Here is a 21441-nt window from a genome sequence, read left to right as displayed (position 1 = left end):
CTCGCGGCCCGTCCTGTCACACATGCGCCCTGCCGATCGAGGGCGCAACGTACGTGCCCGGCGTTTCAGCCCAGCGCCGCCGACACCAGCCAGCGTTTGACCAGTTGCTGCTGCCCAACGAACGCCATCCCCGTATTGCGGACCGCGCGCGCGATATTGCCAGGCAGCGAGAACAGCCGCTGAAGGCCGTCGGTGGCGATGGTCAGCGCGCGGATGTCCTCGCTGCGCGAGCGTTCGTAGCGGCGCAGCAGCACGGTGTCGCCGAGATCGCGGAACGCCTCTTTCTTCGCGATCACGTCCACCAGCGAAGCCACGTCGCGCAAGCCGAGGTTCATCCCCTGGCCGGCGAGCGGATGGATCAGATGCGCGGCATCGCCGACGAGCGCCACGCGCGGCGCAACCAGCCGGTCGACCGTTTGCAGCGCGAGCGGAAACCCTTGAGCGGGCGTCACGCATTCGAGCTTGCCGAGCGCACCCATCGTCGCGCGTTCGACTTCTGCCGCAAGCTGCGCCGGATCGAGCCTGACGAGCGTGTTCGCATGATCCGTCAGCGCCGACCAGACGAGCGACACGTGGCTGTCAGGCAGCGGCAGCAGCGCGATGATCTCGCCGTCGCGAAACCACTGATACGCCGTCTCGCCGTGCGGCCGCTCGGCCTTGAAGTTCGCGACAACGCCCGTCTGCTTGTAGTCGCGCCGGTTCGTCTTCGAGCCGATCTGCGCGCGCACCCACGAATGCGCGCCATCCGCGCCGACGACGAGATCCGCTTCCAGCGCGTTGCCGTTCGCGAGGCCGATCGTCGCGCCGCCCGTTTTCACGTCGAGCCCTTGCGCGCGCGTGTCGAGCCACGTGAGATTGGGCTGAAAGCGCAGCGCGGCGTCGAGCGCGTGTTCGATCAGCGACGATTCAGCGATCCACGCAAGCTGCGGCACGGAAGCCTGAAACGCCGAAAAATGCAATTCGGCATGCGCGTCGCCGTAGACACGCATGTCGTAGACGGGCGAGAGCCGCGATACGTCGAGCGCCTGCCACACGCGCAGACGCTCGAGCAGCGCCTGTGAGCTCGCGGACAGCGCGTAGATGCGCGAGTCGAACACGGCGTCGCCGGGCAGCGGCTGGCAACGCTGCGCGAGCAGCGCGACGCGCAGCCCGCATTGCGTGAGCGCGAGCGCCGCGGTCTTGCCGACGAGCCCTCCGCCGATCACGGCGACGTCGAAGGATGAGTGGTGAGCGTTCATCCGGGCATTATAGCTGCGAGGGGTGCCGGGGACGGACCGGCGGGACAGGGGTTGGCCGGGTTTGCGCCCTGTACGACCGATGGTTGATGCATGTCGGGCGCAGGCGGGACCGACGGGTCGGAATGCGCGCAGCAGCGCTCGCACAGCGCGGCGTCGCGCGGTGGACGCCGCCGTTCCCCCGTTGCCGCAAACCTGCCGCCCGTCAGGGTTACAATTGCGGTTTTCGGTTATCCGGCACGCCGGCACGCTTTCGCATCACCGTCGCGCGGCCGGCGCAATACGACAAGTACGGACGAGTCCGCCCGTGCCGCGCCTTCCGGCGCCAGCGGACTTGCGGGCCGCAGCCGGCAGTGCGCCGCGCCGCGCGTAGCCCATGCAGCAAGTCCGCCCGTTCGCCGAAGCCCGTCACCACCTGATTTGTAGAGAACCACATGAGCCTCCAATGCGGCATCGTCGGCCTGCCTAACGTCGGCAAGTCCACCCTGTTCAACGCGCTGACCAAGGCGGGCATCGCCGCCGAAAACTATCCGTTCTGCACGATCGAGCCGAACGTCGGCGTGGTCGAAGTGCCGGACGCGCGGCTGAAGGCGCTCGCGGAAATCGTCAAGCCGGAACGCATCCTGCCCGCCGTCGTGGAATTCGTCGATATCGCGGGCCTCGTTGCCGGCGCGAGCAAGGGCGAAGGCCTCGGCAACCAGTTCCTCGCGAACATCCGCGAAACCGACGCGATCACGCATGTCGTGCGCTGCTTCGAAGACGAAAACGTGATTCACGTCGCGGGCAAGATCGACCCGGTGTCGGATATCGAAGTGATCAACACCGAGCTCGCGCTCGCCGATCTGGCCACCGTCGAAAAGGCGCTCACGCGCTACGCGAAGGCCGCGAAGTCGGGCAACGACAAGGAAGCGGTGAAGCTCGCCGCCGTGCTGGAAAAGGTTCGCGCACAACTGGACCAGGCAAGGCCGGTCCGCGGGCTCGAGCTGACGGACGAAGAGCGTCTGCTGATCAAGCCGTTCTGTCTGATCACGGCCAAGCCGGCGATGTATGTGGCGAACGTGAAGGAAGACGGCTTCGAAAACAATCCGCATCTGGATGCCGTGCGCAAGTACGCTGAAACGGAAAACGCGCCTGTCGTCGCCGTGTGCGCAGCGATCGAAGCCGAAATCGCCGATCTCGACGATGAAGACAAGGAAGTGTTCCTCGCCGACATGGGCATGCACGAGCCCGGCCTGAACCGCGTGATTCGCGCGGGCTTCAAGCTGCTTGGTCTGCAGACGTACTTCACGGCGGGCGTGAAGGAAGTACGCGCCTGGACGATCCATGTCGGCGACACCGCGCCGCAAGCCGCCGGCGCGATTCATACGGACTTCGAACGCGGCTTCATCCGCGCGCAGACGATCGGCTTCGACGACTTCATCACCTACAAGGGCGAGCAGGGCGCGAAGGAAGCGGGCAAGATGCGCGCCGAAGGGAAGGAGTACGTCGTGCACGATGGCGACGTGATGAATTTCCTGTTCAACGTCTGACGAACGATTGTCAAATGCATCTCGCCGCATGACGCGAGATGCCAGACGCAGAGAAAAGCCGCGCATCGACGCGGCTTTTTTTCGCCCTCGTTGCGCGAACACCAATCGGCGCTTCGGGTAATCGCGCTTTCTCGCACCATTGTTCGATGTTAAATTGCCCTTTCGACACTGGATCTGGCACTTAGAAAAAATCGCCGACGCTTTCCTGTCATCGACCATAACCAGAATCGCGCAACGCAACGCGCGTTCGATTAAAAGGAGACTCTCGATGCATTGCAAGCCGCTCTTCCGTTCGCTGTCCGTCGCGGCCGTTCTCGCCCTGGGCGTCCATCAGGGCGCACATGCCGCCACTGAAATCCAGTTCTGGCACGCAATGGAAGCCGCGCTCGGCGAACGCCTGAACGTGATCGCCAACGACTTCAATGCATCGCAGAGCGACTACAAGATCGTCCCCGTCTTCAAAGGCACCTACGATCAGACGCTTGCAGCGGGCATCGCCGCGTATCGCAGCGGCAATGCGCCGGCGATCCTGCAGGTTTACGAGGTCGGCACGGCGACGATGATGCAGGCCAGGAAAGCCGTCGTCCCTGTGTCCGACGTGTTCAAGCAGGCAGGCATGACGCTCGACGAAAAAGCCTTCGTGCCGACCATCGCCAGCTACTACAGCGACTCGAAAACCGGCCATCTGATTTCGATGCCGTTCAACAGCTCGACGCCCGTCCTCTACTACAACAAGGACGCGTTCAAGAAAGCCGGTCTCGATCCCAACGCGCCGCCCAAAACCTGGGCCGAAGTCGAGCAGGATGCGCAGAAGCTGAAGGCAGCAGGCCTGTCGTGCGGCTATTCGTCGGGCTGGCAAAGCTGGATTCAGCTCGAAAACTACAGCGCGTGGCACGGCGCGCCGTTCGCGACGGAAAACAACGGCTTCGACGGCGCAGACGCGCAGCTCGAATTCAACAAGCCGCTGCAGATCGCCCACATCGCGTTTCTTCAGAAGATGGCCAAGGAAGGCACGTTCACCTACGCAGGCCGCAAGGACGAACCCGTTTCGAAGTTCTACAGCGGCGACTGCGGAATCATCACGAACTCGTCAGGTTCGCTCGCGACGATCCGCAAATACGCGAAGTTCGATTTCGGGACGGGCATGATGCCGTACGACACGAACGTGAAGGGCGCGCCGCAGAACGCGATCATCGGCGGGGCGAGCCTTTGGGTGCTGTCGGGCAAGGACCCGGCCGTCTACAAGGGCGTCGCGAAGTTCCTGGCCTACCTCAGCTCGCCGCCCGTCGCCGCGAAATGGCATCAGGACACGGGCTATCTGCCCGTCACCACGGCGGCGTATCAACTGAGCCAGCAACAGGGCTTCTACGAAAAGAACCCTGGCAGCGACACGGCCATCAAGCAGATGCTCAACAAACCGCCGCTGCCGTTCACGAAGGGCCTGCGTCTGGGCAACATGCCGCAGATCCGCACGATCATCGACGAAGAACTCGAACAGGTCTGGGCCGACAAGAAGACGCCCAAGGATGCGCTCGATTCGTCGGTGTCGCGCGGCGACGATCTGCTGCGCCGTTTCGAGAAAGCCGGTAGCTGATCCGTACGAGGGGCGCGCCTTCGCCGCTGCACGAAGTGAAGCAACGAAGCGCGCGTGATTCGCTCACCGTTGGGAAGGACGTCGATGGACAAGCGCTCTCGCTTCGGCACCAGCTTCCTGCCTTATCTGCTCGTCGCGCCGCAGCTCGCGATTACGCTGCTGTTCTTCCTGTTGCCCGCGGGCGAAGCGCTCTGGCAATCGACGCAAAGTCAGGACGCGTTCGGCACGTCGAGTGAATTCGTCGGGCTCGGCAATTTCAGGCAGCTGTTCGCCGATCCGCTGTACCTTTCGTCGTTCGAAACGACGCTGATCTTTTGCGCGCTCGTCACCGTTTCGGGGCTCGCGATCTCGCTGTTGCTCGCCGCCTGCGCCGACCGCGTGACGCGCGGCGCAAAAGCCTATCAGACGCTCCTGATCTGGCCGTACGCCGTCGCGCCCGCGATTGCGGCCGTGCTGTGGTCGTTCCTGTTCAACCCGAGCATCGGTCTCGTGACCTTCGCGCTCGGCAAGGCTGGCATCGTTTGGAATCACGCGCTCAATCCCGGTCAGGCGATGTTCCTCGTCGTGCTCGCATCCGTCTGGAAACAGGTCAGCTACAACTTCCTGTTCTTCTATGCGGGCCTTCAGGCGATTCCGCGCTCGCTGATCGAAGCGGCCGCGATCGACGGCGCCGGTCCCGTGCGGCGCTTCTTCGGCGTCGCGCTGCCGTTGCTGTCGCCGACGACGTTCTTTCTGCTCGTCGTCAATCTCGTCTACGCGTTCTTCGACACCTTCCCGATCATCGATGCCGCGACAGGCGGCGGCCCCGCGCAATCCACGCGCACGCTGATCTACAAGATCTTCGCCGAAGGCTTCCAGGGGCTCGACATCGGCAGCTCGGGCGCCCAATCGGTCGTGCTGATGGTGATCGTCGTCGGGCTGACCGTCGTGCAGTTCCGCTTCATCGAGCGGAGGGTTCAATACTCATGATCGAGAATCGACGCGGCTTCGACCTCTTCTGCCACGCCGTGCTGATCGTCGGCGTGCTGCTGGTCGTGTTTCCCGTCTACGTCGCATTCTGCGCAGCGACGATGGACGAGCACGAAGTGTTCAGCGTGCCGCTTTCGCTGGTGCCGGGTACGCATCTGCTCGACAACATCGCGAGCATCTGGACGCGCGGCACGGGCAACGCCGCGAGCCCGTTCGGCGCGATGCTGCTCAACAGTCTCGCGATGGCGCTCATCATCGCGGTCGGTAAGATCGCCGTGTCGATCGTCTCGGCTTTCGCGATCGTCTTCTTCCGCTTTCCGGGCCGCAGCGCCGCGTTCTGGCTGATCTTCGTCACGCTGATGCTGCCCGTCGAAGTACGCATCTTTCCGACCGTGCAGGTCGTATCGTCGATGCATCTGAGCAACACGTACGCCGGCCTCACGCTGCCGCTGATCGCGTCCGCCACCGCGACGTTTCTATTCCGCCAGTTCTTTCTGACGCTGCCCGACGAACTGATGGAAGCCGCGCGCATCGACGGCGCCGGTCCGCTGCGCTTCTTCTGGGACGTCGTGCTGCCGCTCTCGAAGACGAATCTCGCGGCGCTCTTCGTCATCACGTTCATCTACGGCTGGAACCAGTACTTGTGGCCGATCCTGATCACGAGCCAGCAGTCGTTGACGACGGCCGTGGTCGGCATCAAGAGCATGATTGCATCCGGCGACACGGCGACCGAATGGCATCTCGTGATGGCGGCGACGCTGCTGGCGATGCTGCCGCCGCTCGTCGTCGTGCTGGCGATGCAGCGCTGGTTCGTGCGCGGCCTCATCGATGCTGAGAAATAAGGCTGAAAAAATAAGGCTCAAATAAGGCTCAAAGATGAGGCCGAAAAACGAGTGCTGAAAAACAAGGATAAAAACCATGTCTGCACTGACGCTGAAAGGGGTGAAAAAATCGTACGACGGCAAGCAGAACGTCCTGCACGGCATCAACGCCGACGTGCGCGACGGCGAGTTTGTCGTGATGGTCGGGCCGTCGGGGTGCGGCAAGTCGACGTTGCTGCGCATGGTCGCGGGTCTCGAAGCCGTCACCGAGGGCGAGATTGCGATCGACGGCAAGGTCGTCAACGATCTCGAGCCGAAAGATCGCAACATCGCGATGGTGTTTCAGAACTACGCGCTCTATCCGCACATGACGGTCGCGGAGAACATGGGCTACGCGCTGAAGATCGCCGGGCTGCCGAGACCGAAAATCGACGCGCGCGTGCTGACGGCGGCGAAGATTCTCGAGCTCGAACCGCTGCTGGCGAGAAAGCCACGCGAGCTGTCGGGCGGCCAGCGGCAGCGCGTCGCGATGGGCCGCGCGATCGTGCGTGAGCCGGCCGTGTTTCTGTTCGACGAGCCGCTGTCGAATCTCGACGCGCGGCTGCGCGTGCAGATGCGGCTCGAAATCCAGCGCCTGCATGGTCGGCTCAAGACGACGAGCCTGTACGTGACGCACGATCAGATCGAAGCGATGACGCTCGCGCAGCGCGTGATAGTGATGAATCGCGGCCACGCGGAGCAGATCGGCGCGCCGACGGAAGTTTACGAGCGGCCCGCGACCATTTTCGTCGCGGGCTTCATCGGCTCGCCGGGGATGAATCTGCTGAACGGCCGGATCGCCGATGACGGCGCTTCGTTCGAAGTCGCGGGCGTTGGACCGAAGCTGCCGCTCGATGGTGTGCCGTCCATCGGCCGCGAAGTGGTGGCAGGCCGCGTGTGCGTGCTCGGCATCCGGCCCGAACACATGACGCCTGGGCAGCCCGGCGCGCCGGCTGCCACGCTTGCCGTCGATTCGTGCGAACTGCTCGGCGCGGACAATCTTGCGCATGGGCGCTGGGGGCAGCATGAAGTCACCGTGCGGCTGCCGCATGGGCACCGGCCGGGTGCCGGTGAAATGCTTCAGATCACGCTGCCTGCGCAGCATCTTCATTTCTTTGATGAGGAAGATGGCAGGCGGTTGAATTGAGGTTTTCTTTTGTCTGCGACGCTTTTTTGCGTTTTTGCGTTTTCGCTGACATCTGCGATTGCGTGGCTATTTCCGCGCGCCGCTGGCATCCGCAATGCGCCTACCGGCGCGGGCGTTGCCCCTGTGCGGGGCGGCACCTACTCTTCTTTGCCGCGGCAAAGAAGAGTAGGCAGAAGAAAGCCGCTCACACCGCCAGTCCTTGACCTTTATCCACGGGCTCTCAACGTCCCCATAGTTCACATGGCATCATGCTGGCCCATGTATGTTGCCCACGTTCTCGCTAGCGCCTCACCTGCTTCGCGCTTCCGCGTTGCAGCCCAAGACATCAAAAATTGCGACGCCCCTTTGCGGCAAACTGTGTGTAGGCAGTCGCGCCGCACAGGACACCCTCGCTACGCGATACGGCGGCAGTGAGGATGTTGCCGTGTATGACACAACAACCCATATTCACTACCGACATGCGGCGCTGAAACATTCGATTCCCTCAGCCATGCCAAACGTGCATGAAGCGGGTGAGGCGATTAACCAGTGAGTTGGCAACGCGCATCGGTCAGCACACTGCAGCGCGAAACACGGGGACGTTGAGAGCCCGTGGATAAAGGTCAAGGACTGGCGGTGTGAGCGGCTTTCTTCTGCCTACTCTTCTTTGCCGCGGCAAAGAAGAGTAGGTGCCGCCCCGCAACGCCCGCGCCGCGAGGCGCATCGCGGATGCCAGTGGCGCGCTGAAATGGCCAAGCAATCGCAGCTGCCAGCGGCACGCCGAAATAGCGACGCAATCGCAGATGCCAGCGGCACGCCGAAACAGCCACGCAATCGCAGATGCCAGTGGCGCGCTGAAATGGCCAAGCAATCGCAGATGCCAGCGGCACGTCGAAATAGCGACGCAATCGCAGATGCCAGCGGCACGCCGAAATAGCCACGCAATCGCGGATGCCAGCGAAAGGGCAAAAATACCGAACAGCGTCGCAGACAGAAAGCCCCCCAGGCACACCAAGTACAATGACACATCCGCCCGCCCGGGCGCCGGCACGCCTGGTGCCGTATCCACTCAACACCCCCAAACTCACGCAAATGGCCCAATACGTCTTCACCATGAACCGGGTCGGCAAAATCGTGCCGCCCAAGCGTCAAATCCTGAAAGACATTTCGCTGTCGTTCTTCCCCGGCGCGAAGATCGGCCTGCTCGGCCTGAACGGCTCGGGTAAATCCACGCTGATCAAGATCATGGCCGGCGTCGACAAGGACATCGAAGGCGAAGCCACGCCGATGCCGAACCTGAACATCGGCTATCTGCCGCAGGAACCGCAGCTCGATCCGCAAAAGACCGTGCGCGAAGCCGTCGAAGAAGGTCTCGGCGACGTGTTCAACGCGCAAAAGAAGCTCGACGAAATCTACGCCGCGTACGCGGAACCGGACGCCGACTTCGACGCGCTCGCCGCCGAACAGGCGAAGTACGAAGCGATCCTCGCGACGTCCGACGGCGGTAGCGCCGAACAGCAGCTCGAAGTGGCCGCCGACGCGCTGCGCCTGCCACCATGGGACGCGAAAATCGAGCACCTGTCGGGCGGCGAAAAGCGCCGCGTCGCGCTTTGCAAGCTGCTGCTCGAAAAGCCCGACATGCTGCTGCTCGACGAGCCGACCAACCACCTCGACGCCGAATCGGTCGAGTGGCTGGAGCAGTTCCTCACGCGCTTCCCGGGCACTGTCGTCGCCGTGACGCACGATCGCTACTTCCTCGACAACGCCGCCGAGTGGATTCTCGAACTCGACCGCGGCCACGGCATTCCGTGGAAGGGCAACTACAGCAGCTGGCTCGATCAGAAGGAAGACCGCCTGAAGCAGGAAGAGGCGTCGGAATCGGCGCGTCAGAAGGCGATCAAGAAGGAACTGGAGTGGGTGCGCCAGAATCCGAAGGGCCGTCAGGCGAAGTCGAAGGCGCGCATTGCCCGCTTCGAGGAACTGAACAGCCAGGAATACCAGAAGCGCAACGAAACGCAGGAAATCTTCATTCCCGTCGGCGACCGCCTCGGCAATGAAGTGGTCGAGTTCAAGAACGTCAGCAAGTCGTACGGCGATCGCCTGCTGATCGACAACCTCAGCTTCAAGATTCCGGCGGGCGCGATCGTCGGCATCATCGGGCCGAACGGCGCCGGCAAGTCGACGCTCTTCCGCATGCTGACGGGCAAGGAGCAGCCGGATTCGGGCGAAATCATCAAGGGCCCGACCGTCAAGCTCGCGTACGTCGACCAGAGCCGGGACGCACTGGCCTCCGACAAGACCGTGTTCGAGGAAATCTCCGGCGGCGCCGACGTGCTGACGGTCGGCAAGTACGAAACGCCATCGCGCGCGTATATCGGCCGCTTCAACTTCAAGGGCGGCGACCAGCAGAAGATCGTCGGCAACCTGTCGGGCGGCGAGCGCGGCCGTCTGCATCTGGCAAAGACGCTGATCGCGGGCGGCAACATGCTGCTGCTCGACGAGCCGTCGAACGACCTCGACGTCGAAACGCTGCGCGCGCTCGAAGACGCACTGCTCGAATTCGCCGGCTCGGTGATGGTGATCTCACACGACCGCTGGTTCCTCGACCGTATCGCGACACACATCCTCGCGTTCGAAGGCGATTCGCAAGTGACTTTCTTCGACGGCAACTACCAGGAATACGAAGCGGACAAGCGCGCGCGTCTCGGCGAAGAAGCGGCGCGTCCGAAGCGTCTGCGCTACAAGCCGATCACCCGCTAAGCGTTCGCTGTGCCGCCGTCCGCAGACGGGCCGCTCGCGCGGTTCGATGCGAACGGCATAGGGTTTGCTGGCTCGTCACACGCAGACGAGGAGATGGCATGGCGATATCGACGGGCAAGCGCGTGGTGGTGGCCCTGGCAGGCGTGATCGTGCTGCTCGTCGCGATCGCGCTCGGCGGGCTGTATTTCGTGCAACACGAAGTGAAAGCACGCGTCGTCGAGGCGCTCGCGCCGATCGGCAGCGCGCAGAGCATCGACGTGGGCCTCACGTCGATCACGCTCAACCGCGTGCGGCTGACGGCGCCCAACGACTGGCCGACCGCCGACTCACTCACGGCCGAGCAAGTCACGATGACGCCCGATGTCGGCGATCTGCTCGCGCATCGCGTGCATATGAAAAGCGTCGTGGTGCGCGGCTTCAGCCTCGCGCTGGTGCGCACGGCGAGCGGACGTCTAGAACTGCTGCCGAAGCTGCGGCAATCGGTGAGCCAGCCCGCGAACGCGGCCAGTGGCGCCAGCGCCGCCAGTGGCGCGAGCGGCGCAGCGTCGAGCCGGCCGCCCTTGCCCGCCGAAAAGCTCATCGAACACATCGCGTTTGCAGACGGCCAGTTCGTCTTCTACGACGAATCGGTCAGCAAGCCGCCGTACAAGGTGATCGTCAGCGACGCGAGCGCCAGCGTCGACCACATCCATCTGCCAGATCTCACCGAACCGACCAACCTGTCAGTCCGTGGCTCGATCAAGGGTCCGGCGCACACCGGCAAGGTCACGTTCGACGGCTGGATGAAAATCGCCAGCAAAGACTCGCAGACGACCACGACGCTGCGCGGCGTCGACGTCGTCACGCTCGATCCGTATCTGCTGAGGAAGGCGGGCGCGAAGACGCAGGTAACGGGCGGCACGCTCGACCTGACCATGCAGGCGAGCGTGACCAGCTATCACATCCACGCGCCGGGCACGATCACACTGCATCGTCTGCAATTGCCCGACACGGGCGATCCACTCGACACCTTCATGCAGATTCCGACCCGCGCCGCCGTCGCCGCGCTGAAGAAGCACGGCGACGACATCACGCTGCACTTCACGATCGACGGCAATTTGCGCGACCCGAAATTCAAGCTCAACGAAAGCCTGATGACCGAGTTGCGCGCGAACTTCGCGAAAGCGCTGGGCGTCAGCGCAGAAGGCGTCGCGAAGGGCGCGGGCGAAACGGTGAAGGGACTCGGCAACGCACTGAAAAATCTGCTTGGGCAATGACGTCCGCTTCGGCGGCGATGCCCTGTTTGCGACGCTCAGACGGGCAAGCCTAGCGCTCGCAGTCTCGCTTCCGTTTCATCGGCGTTCGTGTGATGCACGCCGTGCCAGCCGAGTTCGGTTGCGGCGTTGGCGTTCCTGATGTTGTCGTCGATGAAAACCAGTTCTTGCGGCTGCACATCCGGCAGATGCGCGCGAATCCGGCGCAGCATTTCATCGAAGATCGCCGGGTCAGGCTTGACCATCTTCACGCGGCCCGACACGACGATGTCCCTGAAGCGGCGCAACACCGGATAGTGCTCCCACGCATACGGAAACGTCTCGTCCGACCAGTTCGTCAGGCCGAAGAGCGGCACGTTAGCGGCTTCGAGTTTCTCGACGGTCGCGACGCCGTCGTCGAGGACGCCCGCGACCATTTCGTGCCAGCGCTCGTAGAACGCGCGAATCAGCGGCTCGTGCTCCGGAAACTTTTCGATCAGTTCTGCCGTGCCTTCCGCGATCGGCTGGCCGCCGTCCTGGCGGATCACCCAGTCCATCGTGCAGACATTGGTCAGGAACCAGCGGCGCTCGGCGTCGTCGGGAATCAGCGCGCGGTACAGATATTCCGGACTCCAGTCGATCAGCACGCCGCCGAAATCGAACACGACTGCCTTGATGGTCATGCGAACTCCGATTGCAGAATATCGGCGAGGGGACGCACTTTGACGCGCTTGCCCGTCATCGACGAATTGGCCCAGACGAAGTTCTGGTGCTCGACGATCTTGTCGGCGGCGAGATGCGGCTTGTGCTGGGTCGTGTGAAGGTCGGACACGACCGTCGTGCGCAGGCCGAGCAGTTCGGCGCGGCACGCGGTGGCATTGACGCAAAACTCCGTTGCGTAGCCACATAGGATCGCGCCGTCGATGCCGCGTTGTTGAAGTTGCGCTGCGAGCGGCGTGTCCTGGAACGAATCGCCGACGCTCTTGAAGATGGAACGGTCCTGCGGCTCGCGAACGAGCGCGGCGGGTAATTGCCACGCGTCGCTGCCGCGCGCGAGCGGCCCATTTGCATCGCTTTCGTGCTGCACGAAAAAGACGGGCGCATTCGCATGGCGCGCAGCCGACGTGAGCTTGTTGATGCCGTCGATCACATCGACGGCGCGATGAGCGGCCGACGGGCCGCTGAAGAACATCTGCTGGACGTCGATGACGATGACGGCAACACCGGGCATGCGGGCCTCGCTATTCGTTGGTCTTTTGGTTGCGATACGGCGAAAAGGCGATACGGCGAAAAGGCGGCAGCGCCGATGCGCGAGACGCCGCCGCAACATGCGGCTGTGCGGCGGCGTCCTGCGCGTCAGACCGGCTGCGTGCGCGTGTCGAGCCACGCCTTCGCGTCGCCCGACACATGCGGCGACACGCGCGCGCGCACCATCTCGTGATACGCGTTGAGCCACGCGCGCTCGTCGTCGCGCAGCAGGTTCAACGCGACGCAGCGCGTGTCGATCGGGCACAGCGTCAGCGTTTCGAATTCGAGGAAATCGCCGAACTCGGTTTTCTGCGCCGGACGGTTCAGCACCAGATTTTCGATGCGAATGCCCCACTTGCCCGGACGATAGATGCCCGGCTCGATCGACGTGATCATGCCCTCTTCCATCGCCGTCCACGCTTCGGCGGGTGCGTAGTGCGAGATCACCTGCGGACCTTCGTGGACATTCAGGAAGTAGCCGACGCCGTGCCCCGTGCCATGCCCGTAGTCGGCGCCCATTTCCCAGATCGGCGCGCGCGCGATGGCGTCGAGCATCGGCGAACGGATGCCGCGCGGAAACTTCGCGCGCGAAAGCGCCATCGTACCCTTCAGCACCGTCGTGAAGTCGCGGCGATGCTCGTCGTCGATCGTGCCGATGGGCACGACGCGCGTGATGTCGGTCGTGCCGCTCAGGTACTGGCCGCCCGAATCGATAAGGAGCAGGCCGTTGCCTTCGATCGTCGAATGCGAAGCGGGTGTCGCGCGATAGTGCGGCATCGCGCCGTTCGCGTTGAAACCGGCGATCGTCGCGAAGCTCAGCGTGACAAAGCCCGGCCGACGCGCGCGCGCCGCCGTCAGCTTTTCGTCGATCGTCAGTTCGGTGATCTTTTCGCGGCCGAGCGCGCCCTCGAACCACGCGAAGAATTCGGCGAGCGCTGCGCCGTCCTGCTCCATCGTCGCGCGCACGTGCGCGGCCTCGGCTTCCGTCTTGCGCGACTTGAAGAACGTCGACGGATTCACCGACTCGACGATTTCCACCGCCGCCGGCACCGATTGCAGCAAACCATACGTGATGCGGCGCGGGTCGATCAGCAGCGTCTGGCCGCCAGGCAGCGCGGCGAGCGCGTCGGCGGCCTTGGCGTACGGCTCGACGAGAATGCCGTCACGGGCCAGCGACTCTGCCAGTTCCGTGGGCACTTTGCCGTTCGTCACGAAGAGCGACGCGCGTTCCAGCCCGATCAGCGCATGCGCGACGAACACCGGGTTGTAGTTCACGTCCGCGCCACGCAGATTCAGCAGCCAGGCGAGATCGTCGAGCGTCGAGATGAAGTGCCACTGCGCGCCCTTTTCCTGCATCGCGCGGCGAATCCGGTCCAGTTTCTCCGCGCGTGAGACGCTGGCGTGCGGCGCGACGTGCTCGTAGACGGCGCCCATCGGCAAGTCCGGACGCTGCGGCCAAACAGTGTCGAGCAGATCGAGGTCGGTGCGCAGGTTGACGCCGCGCGCCGTCAGCGCATCGCTCAGCGCGCGCGCCGCCGCGACGCCGAGCACCGCGCCGTCGACGCCGACCGTCGCGCCCGCCGGCACGTTCTGCGCGAGCCAGTCGATGTGCGGCGCCGTCAGTTGGCCGCCGAACATTTTCATCAGCTGGATGCCCGTGCCCGCCAGTTGCGCTTCGGCCTGAACCCAATAGCGGCTGTCGACCCACAGGCCGGCAAAGTCGGCCGTCACGACCAGCGTGCCGACTGAGCCGGTGAAGCCGGACAGCCATTCGCGGCCCTGCCAGCGGCCCGGCAGATATTCGGAGAGATGCGGATCGGCCGACGGCACGAGCCAGGCGGCGAGCCCTTGCTGCGTCATCGCGCTGCGCAGTTGCGCAATGCGCTCGGGGATCGAGGCGGTTTCGGGGAGTCGTACGTTCATCGGTTTCACCTGCAAAGAGTCATCGACGGGATAACAAGCCGACCGTCACGGCAACGGCAACAAGAGCGAAAGCAGTGCAGACGGGCCATTCGAGCGTATCGCCGTCATGAAAGAGCTGGACGACGTTGCCAGCCATGTGCGCGATGGCCGCCCCCGCCACGCCGACGAGGAGCGCCACCCAAAGGCTCACGCGGCTCGCGCGCCGCAGCGGATGCAGCCACCAGCTGACCAGACCGACAGCAGCGCCAAGGAGGATCAGCCCAGGCCAGCCCATCAGCGCACTCCGCCGCTGATCATCAATTTAAGACTCTTCTGATAGGCGGCTGTTTTATCGATGGCTAGCATTTTTTTCTCTTTCACTAGAAGGTCAGCACGGCTTTCTGCGTAGCGGTTGAGTTTAGGGGCCCGGGGCAAGGTTAGGCAAGCCGAAAGCCTCCCCGCGCCAGGCCGCTGCGTCCCGCCCTTCGTTCCATGCGAATCGCCCTTATTGAGCCAGACCTGCGGCATGCGGAAATCGTCGGCCGGCTACTGTTTGCCGGTGGGCATGCCTGTCACCACTTTTCCGCCAGCGCGCCGTTTCTGGCAGGCGCTGCGCGCGAATTCTTCGATCTTCTCGTCACTGACGCGTTTTGCGGCGACGCAGCCGCCGAGGACGTGATCGCGCGGGTGCGCGAGGTGCTGCCCGGTCTGCCCGTCGTCGTGCTGATGACATCGCCGCGCGAAAGCGAACTGGTTGCGACATTCCAGGCGGGCGCCGACGATTGTCTCGCGAAGCCGGCGCGCGGTCCCGAAATGCTGGCGCGCATCGACGCGCTGATGCGCCGCGCCGGCATCCGCCGCCCGCGCAACCGCGCGCGCGAAATGTTCGGCGAATACGCGTTCGATGCAGGCCGCTCGACCGTAACCTTTCGGGGCCAGAGCGTAGCGCTGACCCCGAAGGAACTTCAGTTCGCGCTGCTGCTGTTCACGAATATGTCGCGGGCCGTTTCGCGGGCGCACATCCTCGAAACGGTCTGGTCGCGCCGCCGCGACGTTAAGTCGCGTACGCTCGATACCCATGCGTCGCGCATCAGAACCAAGCTCGAATTGCGCCCGGAATTCGGCTACACGCTGGTTCCGCTGTATGGGTACGGCTACCGTCTGGACCAGATTCCCGTAGAAACGGCGGATGGCGCGGATAAGGCGCTCGCCAATGAAAGATTCGTGGAAACGCTATAATATTGGGCCTAACCATAGCCCCAATACGTCGCCTTGCAAGGCCGTAGCGTCCCCGTGCAACTCTTAACGATCGGAATCAATCACCACACCGCGCCCGTCGCCCTGCGCGAGCGCGTGGCGTTTCCGCTCGAACAGATCAAGCCCGCACTGTCGACGTTCAAGGACATCTTTGTCGGCCGCACGGCTCGCACTGCGCCGGAAGCGGCGATCCTGTCGACCTGCAACCGCACCGAGCTGTACTGCGCCACCGACGACCACGCCGCCCGCGAAGCCGCGATCCACTGGCTGTCGAAGTATCACAACATCGCCTCCGACGAACTCGCGCCGCACGTGTATGCGCTGCCGCAGTCCGAAGCCGTACGCCATGCGTTTCGCGTCGCGTCGGGGCTCGACTCGATGGTGCTCGGCGAGACGCAGATCGTCGGCCAGCTGAAGGATGCCGTGCGCACTGCTTCGGAAGCGGGCGCGCTCGGCACGTACCTGAACCAGTTGTTCCAGCGCACGTTCGCGGTCGCGAAAGAGGTGCGCACCACGACGGAAATCGGGGCGCAGTCGGTTTCGATGGCGGCGGCCTCGGTGCGCCTCGCTCAGCGCATTTTCGACAAGGTGTCGAACCAGCGCGTGCTGTTCATCGGCGCGGGCGAAATGATCGAGCTATGCGCGACGCACTTTGCCGCGCAACAGCCGCGTGAACTGGTCGTCGCGAACCGCACGGCCGAGCGCGGCGAACGCCTCGCTGGCCGCTTCAACGGCCGCGCGATTCCGTTGTCCGACTTGCCCGCCCGCATGCACGAATTCGACATCATCGTGTCGTGCACGGCATCGACGCTGCCCATCATCGGCCTCGGCGCCGTCGAGCGCGCGGTGAAGGCGCGCCGTCACCGGCCGATCTTCATGGTCGATCTCGCCGTTCCGCGCGACATCGAACCGGAAGTCGGCCAGCTCGAAGACGTGTTCCTGTACACCGTCGACGATCTCGGCGCGATCGTCCGCGAAGGCAATGCGTCGCGGCAAGCCGCCGTCGCGCAAGCCGAGACGATCATCGAGACGCGCGTGCAGAATTTCATGCAGTGGCTCGACGCGCGCAGCATCGTGCCCGTCATTCGCCACATGCATACGCAGGCCGACGCGCTGCGTCGCGCCGAAGTCGAGAAAGCCCAGAAGATGCTCGCGCGCGGCGAAGATCCCGCCGTCGTGCTGGAAGCGCTGTCTCAAGCGCTGACGAACAAACTGATCCACGGCCCGACGCACGCGCTCAATCGCGCCAGTAGCGAGAACCGCGATCAGCTGATCGAGCTGATGGGCGGCTTCTACAAACACGCTCACTCTTCGACGGAGCGTTAGCGGCGCTCCACGCTGACACATCGCGTGTTGCCGCCCAGGCTCGCACGATGCGTTACCCGCAGTATCCCGGGCATTCGTCCCGGTTTTCGTCCCGAATCCCGAATCCAGCCGTCCTTTCCGGAGTCCGCTCCGACAGCCCCAATGAAAACGAGCATGCAAGCCAAGCTCGACCAGCTCACCACCCGGCTGGCCGAACTGAACGACCTGTTGAGCCGCGAAGACGTCACGTCGAGCATCGACCAATATCGCAAGCTCACGCGCGAGCACGCGGAACTGCAGCCTGTCGTCGAACATTACGGTCTGTGGCGCCAGGCGCTGAGCGACGCAGCGACGGCGCAGGAACTGCTGTCGGACGCATCGATGAAGGATTTCGCGGAAGAGGAAATTCGCACGTCGCGCGAACAGATGGAAAAGCTCGAAGGCGAGTTGCAGAAGATGCTGCTGCCCAAGGATCCGAACGACGACCGCAATATCTTCCTCGAAATCCGCGCGGGCACGGGCGGCGACGAGTCCGCGCTGTTCGCGGGCGACCTGTTGCGCATGTACCTGCGCTACGCGGAGCGCAACCGCTGGCAGGTCGAGATGATGTCGGCGAGCGAATCGGATCTGGGCGGCTACAAGGAAGTGATCGTGCGGATCGCAGGCGACGCCGCGTACTCGAAGCTCAAGTTCGAGTCGGGCGGCCATCGCGTGCAGCGCGTGCCGGCAACGGAAACGCAGGGCCGCATCCACACGTCGGCGTGCACGGTTGCGGTGATGCCGGAAGCGGATGAAATCGGCGAAGTCGAAATCAATCCCGCCGATCTGCGCATCGACACGTTCCGGGCGTCCGGCGCGGGCGGCCAGCACATCAACAAGACCGATTCGGCCGTGCGCGTGACGCACCTGCCGACGGGCATCGTCGTCGAATGCCAGGACGACCGCTCGCAGCACAAGAACAAGGATCGCGCGCTGAAGGTGCTCGCAGCGCGCATCAAGGACAAGCAGTACCACGAGCAGCACGCGAAGGAAGCCGCGACGCGCAAGAGCCTGATCGGCTCGGGCGACCGCTCGGAGCGCATTCGCACCTACAACTTTCCGCAAGGCCGTCTCACCGATCATCGGATCAACCTGACGCTGTATCGCCTCGAAGCGATCATGGAAGGCGATCTCGACGAACTGATCGCGGCGCTGGTGTCCGAGCATCAGGCGGAATTGCTGGCATCGCTCGGCGACGCGGACTGAGCCGCGCATGGATACAGCCGATACCGTCGCCACGCTGCTGCGCGCATCGCCGCTGCCTGCGCTCGAAGCACGCATTCTGCTCGGGCACGCGCTCGGCTGGCGCCGCACGGAACTGATCACGCGCGCCGACGTCGCGCTCGATCCGCAAAAAGTCGTGGCGTTCCGCGAGCTTCAGACGAAACGCGTCGCCGGCGAGCCGATTGCGCAACTCATCGGATCGCGTGAATTCTTCGGACTCGATTTCGACGTCACGCGCGATGTGCTCATTCCCCGTCCCGAAACCGAATTGCTCGTCGAAACGGCGGTGCAAGCGCTTGAAGCGCACGCCGCGCGCGCCCGCGTGCTCGATCTCGGCACGGGCACGGGTGCGATCGCCGTGTCGATTGCGTGGTCGCGCCCGGATGCGCGGGTCTGGGCCGTCGACCGCTCGGCGGAAGCACTGGCCGTCGCCGCGCGCAACGCGATCCGGCTGCTCGAGCCGAAGCGCCCGGGGGGTGACGTGCAGTTCGCGCAGGGCGACTGGTACGGCGCGCTCGACGCGTCGCTTACGTTCGAGGTGATCGTCAGCAACCCGCCGTATATCCCGAGCGGCGATCCGCATCTGTCACAAGGCGATTTGCGTTTCGAGCCGCGCGGCGCGCTCACCGACGAGGCCGATGGACTATCGGCGATCCGCGCGATCGTCGCAGGCGCGCCGTCGAGACTGGCGCGGAATGGCGTGCTGTGGATGGAACACGGCTACGATCAGGCGGAAGCCGTCCGCGCGATTCTGTCGGCGCAAGGTTTCGCGGATGTCCGCTCCGAGTGCGACTTGGCGGGCATCGAGCGCATCAGCGGCGGGCGCTGGCCGGGCTGACACCGCGACGACATCCCGCGCCGTGTGGGATTCCGCCACCGGCCGGCATCTGCGAAATCCGCTATCATTTGACTCTATCCCCAACACATACCGGAACCGCAAGGTCAGTCATGGACACGCAACAACGCATCAAGCAAATCGTCGACGAAAACTCCGTCGTGCTTTTCATGAAAGGCAACGCGCAATTCCCGATGTGCGGCTTCTCGGGCCGTGCAGTGCAAATCCTGAAGGCATGCGGCGTCGATCAGTTCAAGACGGTCAACGTCCTCGAAGACGAAGCCGTGCGCCAGGGCATCAAGGAATTCTCGAATTGGCCGACCATCCCGCAGTTGTACGTCAAGGGCGAATTCGTCGGCGGCTCGGACATCATGATGGAGATGTATCAGTCGGGCGAATTGCAGCAACTGTTCGCCGCAGCCTGATTCACGCAGACGGGCGCCGCACGCCATGGAACATCGCGCCGCGGCGCCACGTCGTCTCATCATCGCCATCACGGGAGCGACGGGCGCGATCTACGGCGTCCGGCTGCTTCAAACGCTGCGCAAACTCGGCGGCGTCGAAAGCCATCTGCTGATCTCCAGCGCAGGGTGGCTCAATATCCAGCACGAACTCCAACTGTCGCGTGAAGACGTGCATTCGCTCGCGGATGTCGTTCATTCAGTGCGCGACGTGGGCGCAAGCATCGCGTCGGGCTCATTCACGACAGACGGCATGATCGTCGCGCCCTGCTCGATGAAAACGCTCGCGAGCGTGGCGCACGGGCTCTCCGACAATCTCATCACGCGCGCCGCCGACGTCACGCTCAAGGAGCGTCGGCGGCTCGTGCTGATGGTTCGCGAAACGCCGTTCAATCTCGCGCATCTGCGCAACATGACAGCCGTCACGGAAATGGGCGGCGTGATCTTTCCGCCGTTGCCCGCGTTCTACAACCGCCCGGCGACGATCGACCAGATGGTCGACGACACTGTCGCGCGCGTGCTCGATCTGTTCGCGCTGGGCCCGGCGCTCGCGCCAGCGTGGCAAGGGCTGAATAGTCCGGCGCAATAAGCCGGGCGCGGTTGTCTCATCTCACTTGCCGCGCGATCCGGCCATTCGATGTGATTCGCAACAGCGGCGAGACAATCAAATCCGCCTGGCGCCGTTTATCAATCGCGAGTGCGGCCGTATATTCGGATCAACCAAACCTTTCCGGCCTCAACGGCCCGCACCGCCATGACCCGCTTGCCTTCCCTCTTCCTGTCGCACGGCGCGCCGACGCTGCCAATCGATCCGTCGATGCCGCGCGAGCAATTCGCGTCGCTTTCCGCTGAGGTGCCGCGCCCGAAGGCGATCCTGATGCTGTCCGCGCATTGGGGCACGCTGCAGCCCGCCGCCAGCACATCGGACGCGCCTGAGACGATTCACGACTTTTACGGCTTTCCGCGCCAGCTGTATGAGATCCAGTACCCGGCGCCGGGCGCGCCCGACGTCGCGCGACGCGCGGCGGAACTGCTCGGCGAACAGGGCATGCCGACGGCAACGCAACCGCACGGCCTCGATCACGGCGCATGGGTGCCGATGCTGCTGATGTTCCCGCATGCCGATGTGCCGATAACCCAGTTGTCGATCCAGCCGCGGCTCGATCCCGCGCATCACTTCCGCGTGGGGCGCGCGCTGCGTCCGCTACAGGACGAAGGCGTAATGATCGTCGGTTCCGGCCAGATCACGCACAATCTGCGCGAGGCGGATTTTTTCGCGCGGCCCGAGGATGCCGATCCGCGCGTGATCGAATTCACCGACTGGTTCGAGACGCGCCTGGTCGCCCGCGATATCGACGCACTGCTCGACTATCGACGCCAGGCGCCGCACGCCGCGTTCATGCATCCGACCGATGAGCACCTGTTGCCGGTATTCGCGGCGCTCGGCGCAGCAGCCGACGACTACAAGCTCGGCATTCAATCGCTCGGAACGTTCCAGCGCTCTCTGGCGATGACGAACTACTTGTTCGGCAACGCGTAAGCGCCGCCGTCGTCGGACGAAAAAAAGCCCGCCAGGATTCTGGCGGGCTTTTGCTTTATAGCGAGTCAGGCAATTCGCGGCGATCAGGCGCCAATGCCTTCGAGAATCTCGTCGTGCGCTTCGCGCTCGTCCAGATACCCGGTGCGATAGCCCGTATGCACGCCCCAGTAGTAGAACACGAGCGAGAACACGATCACCACCAGCATGTCCCAGCCATACGGCAGCACACCCATCCCGCCGAACTGCTTGCTGCCGATCAGCGACAGGATCGCCATGCCCGGCAGGTACGCCACCAGCCACCACGCCGCCTTCAGATCCTGGTTGA

At 64.0% G+C, this 21441-nt stretch carries 20 protein-coding genes and 1 pseudogene; 14 read left to right on the top strand and 7 right to left on the bottom strand.

All coding sequences use genetic code 11. The features are described 5' to 3' along the window. Window positions 1–65: 65 nt before the first annotated feature. On the bottom strand, window positions 66–1238 hold the full coding sequence (locus AABE10_RS34645; protein WP_342937584.1) for a UbiH/UbiF family hydroxylase: 1173 nt from the start codon (window positions 1236–1238) through the stop codon (window positions 66–68). A 431-nt stretch (window positions 1239–1669) separates the two neighbouring features. Between AABE10_RS34645 and ychF the strand changes: the two genes are divergently transcribed. The 5 genes from ychF to AABE10_RS34620 all read left to right on the top strand — a co-directional run bounded on the left by ychF (window position 1670) and on the right by AABE10_RS34620 (window position 7334). Next, entirely contained in the window at window positions 1670–2764 is a 1095-nt protein-coding gene (gene ychF / locus AABE10_RS34640; protein ID WP_342937583.1) for a redox-regulated ATPase YchF, read from the top strand. 268 nt (window positions 2765–3032) lie between these two features. Continuing rightward, window positions 3033–4358 carry a sn-glycerol-3-phosphate ABC transporter substrate-binding protein UgpB gene (ugpB, locus tag AABE10_RS34635; RefSeq protein WP_342937582.1) on the top strand — a complete coding sequence of 442 codons (1326 nt, stop codon included), beginning with the start codon at window positions 3033–3035 and terminating at the stop codon, window positions 4356–4358. An 84-nt stretch (window positions 4359–4442) separates the two neighbouring features. Next, on the top strand, window positions 4443–5327 hold the full coding sequence (gene ugpA / locus AABE10_RS34630; RefSeq protein WP_342937581.1) for a sn-glycerol-3-phosphate ABC transporter permease UgpA: 885 nt from the start codon (window positions 4443–4445) through the stop codon (window positions 5325–5327). Further along, a complete protein-coding gene (ugpE, locus tag AABE10_RS34625) occupies window positions 5324–6169 on the top strand; it encodes a sn-glycerol-3-phosphate ABC transporter permease UgpE (RefSeq protein WP_342937580.1) in 846 nt (281 codons plus the stop codon). The genes ugpA and ugpE overlap by 4 nt, the downstream gene beginning before the upstream one ends. 76 nt (window positions 6170–6245) lie before the next feature. Continuing rightward, window positions 6246–7334: a sn-glycerol-3-phosphate import ATP-binding protein UgpC gene (locus tag AABE10_RS34620; RefSeq protein ID WP_342937579.1), complete on the top strand. Its 1089-nt coding sequence runs from the start codon at window positions 6246–6248 to the stop codon at window positions 7332–7334. 602 nt (window positions 7335–7936) lie between these two features. Here the strand turns inward: AABE10_RS34620 and AABE10_RS34615 are convergent. Beyond that, the gene (locus AABE10_RS34615) at window positions 7937–8458 is read right to left on the bottom strand and encodes a hypothetical protein (protein WP_342937603.1); all 522 of its coding nucleotides are present in this window, start codon (window positions 8456–8458) and stop codon (window positions 7937–7939) included. Here AABE10_RS34615 and ettA point away from each other — a divergent pair. Then, window positions 8406–10073, top strand: a complete 1668-nt coding sequence (ettA, locus tag AABE10_RS34610; RefSeq protein WP_342937578.1) for an energy-dependent translational throttle protein EttA — start codon at window positions 8406–8408, stop codon at window positions 10071–10073. The genes AABE10_RS34615 and ettA overlap by 53 nt on opposite strands. 98 nt (window positions 10074–10171) lie before the next feature. Further along, window positions 10172–11329 carry a DUF748 domain-containing protein gene (locus tag AABE10_RS34605; RefSeq protein WP_342937577.1) on the top strand — a complete coding sequence of 386 codons (1158 nt, stop codon included), beginning with the start codon at window positions 10172–10174 and terminating at the stop codon, window positions 11327–11329. 35 nt (window positions 11330–11364) lie between these two features. Here the strand turns inward: AABE10_RS34605 and AABE10_RS34600 are convergent, their stop codons facing one another. The 4 genes from AABE10_RS34600 to AABE10_RS34585 form a co-directional block, all read right to left on the bottom strand. Beyond that, entirely contained in the window at window positions 11365–11988 is a 624-nt protein-coding gene (locus AABE10_RS34600) for an HAD family phosphatase (RefSeq protein ID WP_342937576.1), read from the bottom strand. Further along, complete coding sequence (locus AABE10_RS34595; RefSeq protein ID WP_342937575.1) at window positions 11985–12536, bottom strand: isochorismatase family protein; 552 nt, start codon at window positions 12534–12536, stop codon at window positions 11985–11987. Before AABE10_RS34595 ends, AABE10_RS34600 begins: the two co-directional genes overlap by 4 nt. 125 nt (window positions 12537–12661) lie before the next feature. Beyond that, window positions 12662–14476 (bottom strand): aminopeptidase P family protein, encoded by a 1815-nt coding sequence (locus tag AABE10_RS34590; RefSeq protein WP_342937574.1) that lies wholly within the window; start codon window positions 14474–14476, stop codon window positions 12662–12664. A gap of 19 nt (window positions 14477–14495) precedes the next feature. Beyond that, window positions 14496–14750, bottom strand: a complete 255-nt coding sequence (locus AABE10_RS34585; protein ID WP_342937573.1) for a hypothetical protein — start codon at window positions 14748–14750, stop codon at window positions 14496–14498. 197 nt (window positions 14751–14947) lie between these two features. Here AABE10_RS34585 and AABE10_RS34580 point away from each other — a divergent pair, with 197 nt between their 5' ends. The 7 genes from AABE10_RS34580 (at window position 14948) to AABE10_RS34550 (ending at window position 21116) form a co-directional block, all read left to right on the top strand. Beyond that, entirely contained in the window at window positions 14948–15694 is a 747-nt protein-coding gene (locus tag AABE10_RS34580; RefSeq protein WP_342937572.1) for a response regulator transcription factor, read from the top strand. A 54-nt stretch (window positions 15695–15748) separates the two neighbouring features. Beyond that, window positions 15749–17038, top strand: coding sequence for a glutamyl-tRNA reductase (hemA, locus tag AABE10_RS34575; protein WP_342937571.1), 1290 nt, complete (start codon window positions 15749–15751; stop codon window positions 17036–17038). Between the two features lie 141 nt (window positions 17039–17179). After that, window positions 17180–18262 carry a peptide chain release factor 1 gene (gene prfA / locus AABE10_RS34570; RefSeq protein WP_342937570.1) on the top strand — a complete coding sequence of 361 codons (1083 nt, stop codon included), beginning with the start codon at window positions 17180–17182 and terminating at the stop codon, window positions 18260–18262. A 7-nt stretch (window positions 18263–18269) separates the two neighbouring features. Beyond that, the gene (gene prmC, locus AABE10_RS34565) at window positions 18270–19118 is read left to right on the top strand and encodes a peptide chain release factor N(5)-glutamine methyltransferase (RefSeq protein ID WP_342937569.1); all 849 of its coding nucleotides are present in this window, start codon (window positions 18270–18272) and stop codon (window positions 19116–19118) included. A 110-nt stretch (window positions 19119–19228) separates the two neighbouring features. After that, window positions 19229–19540 (top strand): Grx4 family monothiol glutaredoxin, encoded by a 312-nt coding sequence (grxD, locus tag AABE10_RS34560; RefSeq protein WP_087732440.1) that lies wholly within the window; start codon window positions 19229–19231, stop codon window positions 19538–19540. A gap of 25 nt (window positions 19541–19565) precedes the next feature. Further along, window positions 19566–20165: a UbiX family flavin prenyltransferase gene (locus AABE10_RS34555; RefSeq protein ID WP_342937568.1), complete on the top strand. Its 600-nt coding sequence runs from the start codon at window positions 19566–19568 to the stop codon at window positions 20163–20165. Between the two features lie 165 nt (window positions 20166–20330). Further along, on the top strand, window positions 20331–21116 hold the full coding sequence (locus AABE10_RS34550; RefSeq protein WP_342937567.1) for a class III extradiol ring-cleavage dioxygenase: 786 nt from the start codon (window positions 20331–20333) through the stop codon (window positions 21114–21116). An 83-nt stretch (window positions 21117–21199) separates the two neighbouring features. Here AABE10_RS34550 and AABE10_RS34545 read toward each other — a convergent pair. Further along, window positions 21200–21441: pseudogene (locus AABE10_RS34545) on the bottom strand (amino acid:proton symporter); the annotation flags it as partial.

The sequence above is a fragment of the Paraburkholderia diazotrophica genome (assembly GCF_038900755.1).
GTDB classification, from domain to species: Bacteria; Pseudomonadota; Gammaproteobacteria; order Burkholderiales; family Burkholderiaceae; genus Paraburkholderia; species Paraburkholderia diazotrophica_A.
Note: the sequence above shows the minus strand (reverse complement) of the source record. Positions and strands in the feature narration are given on the sequence as shown.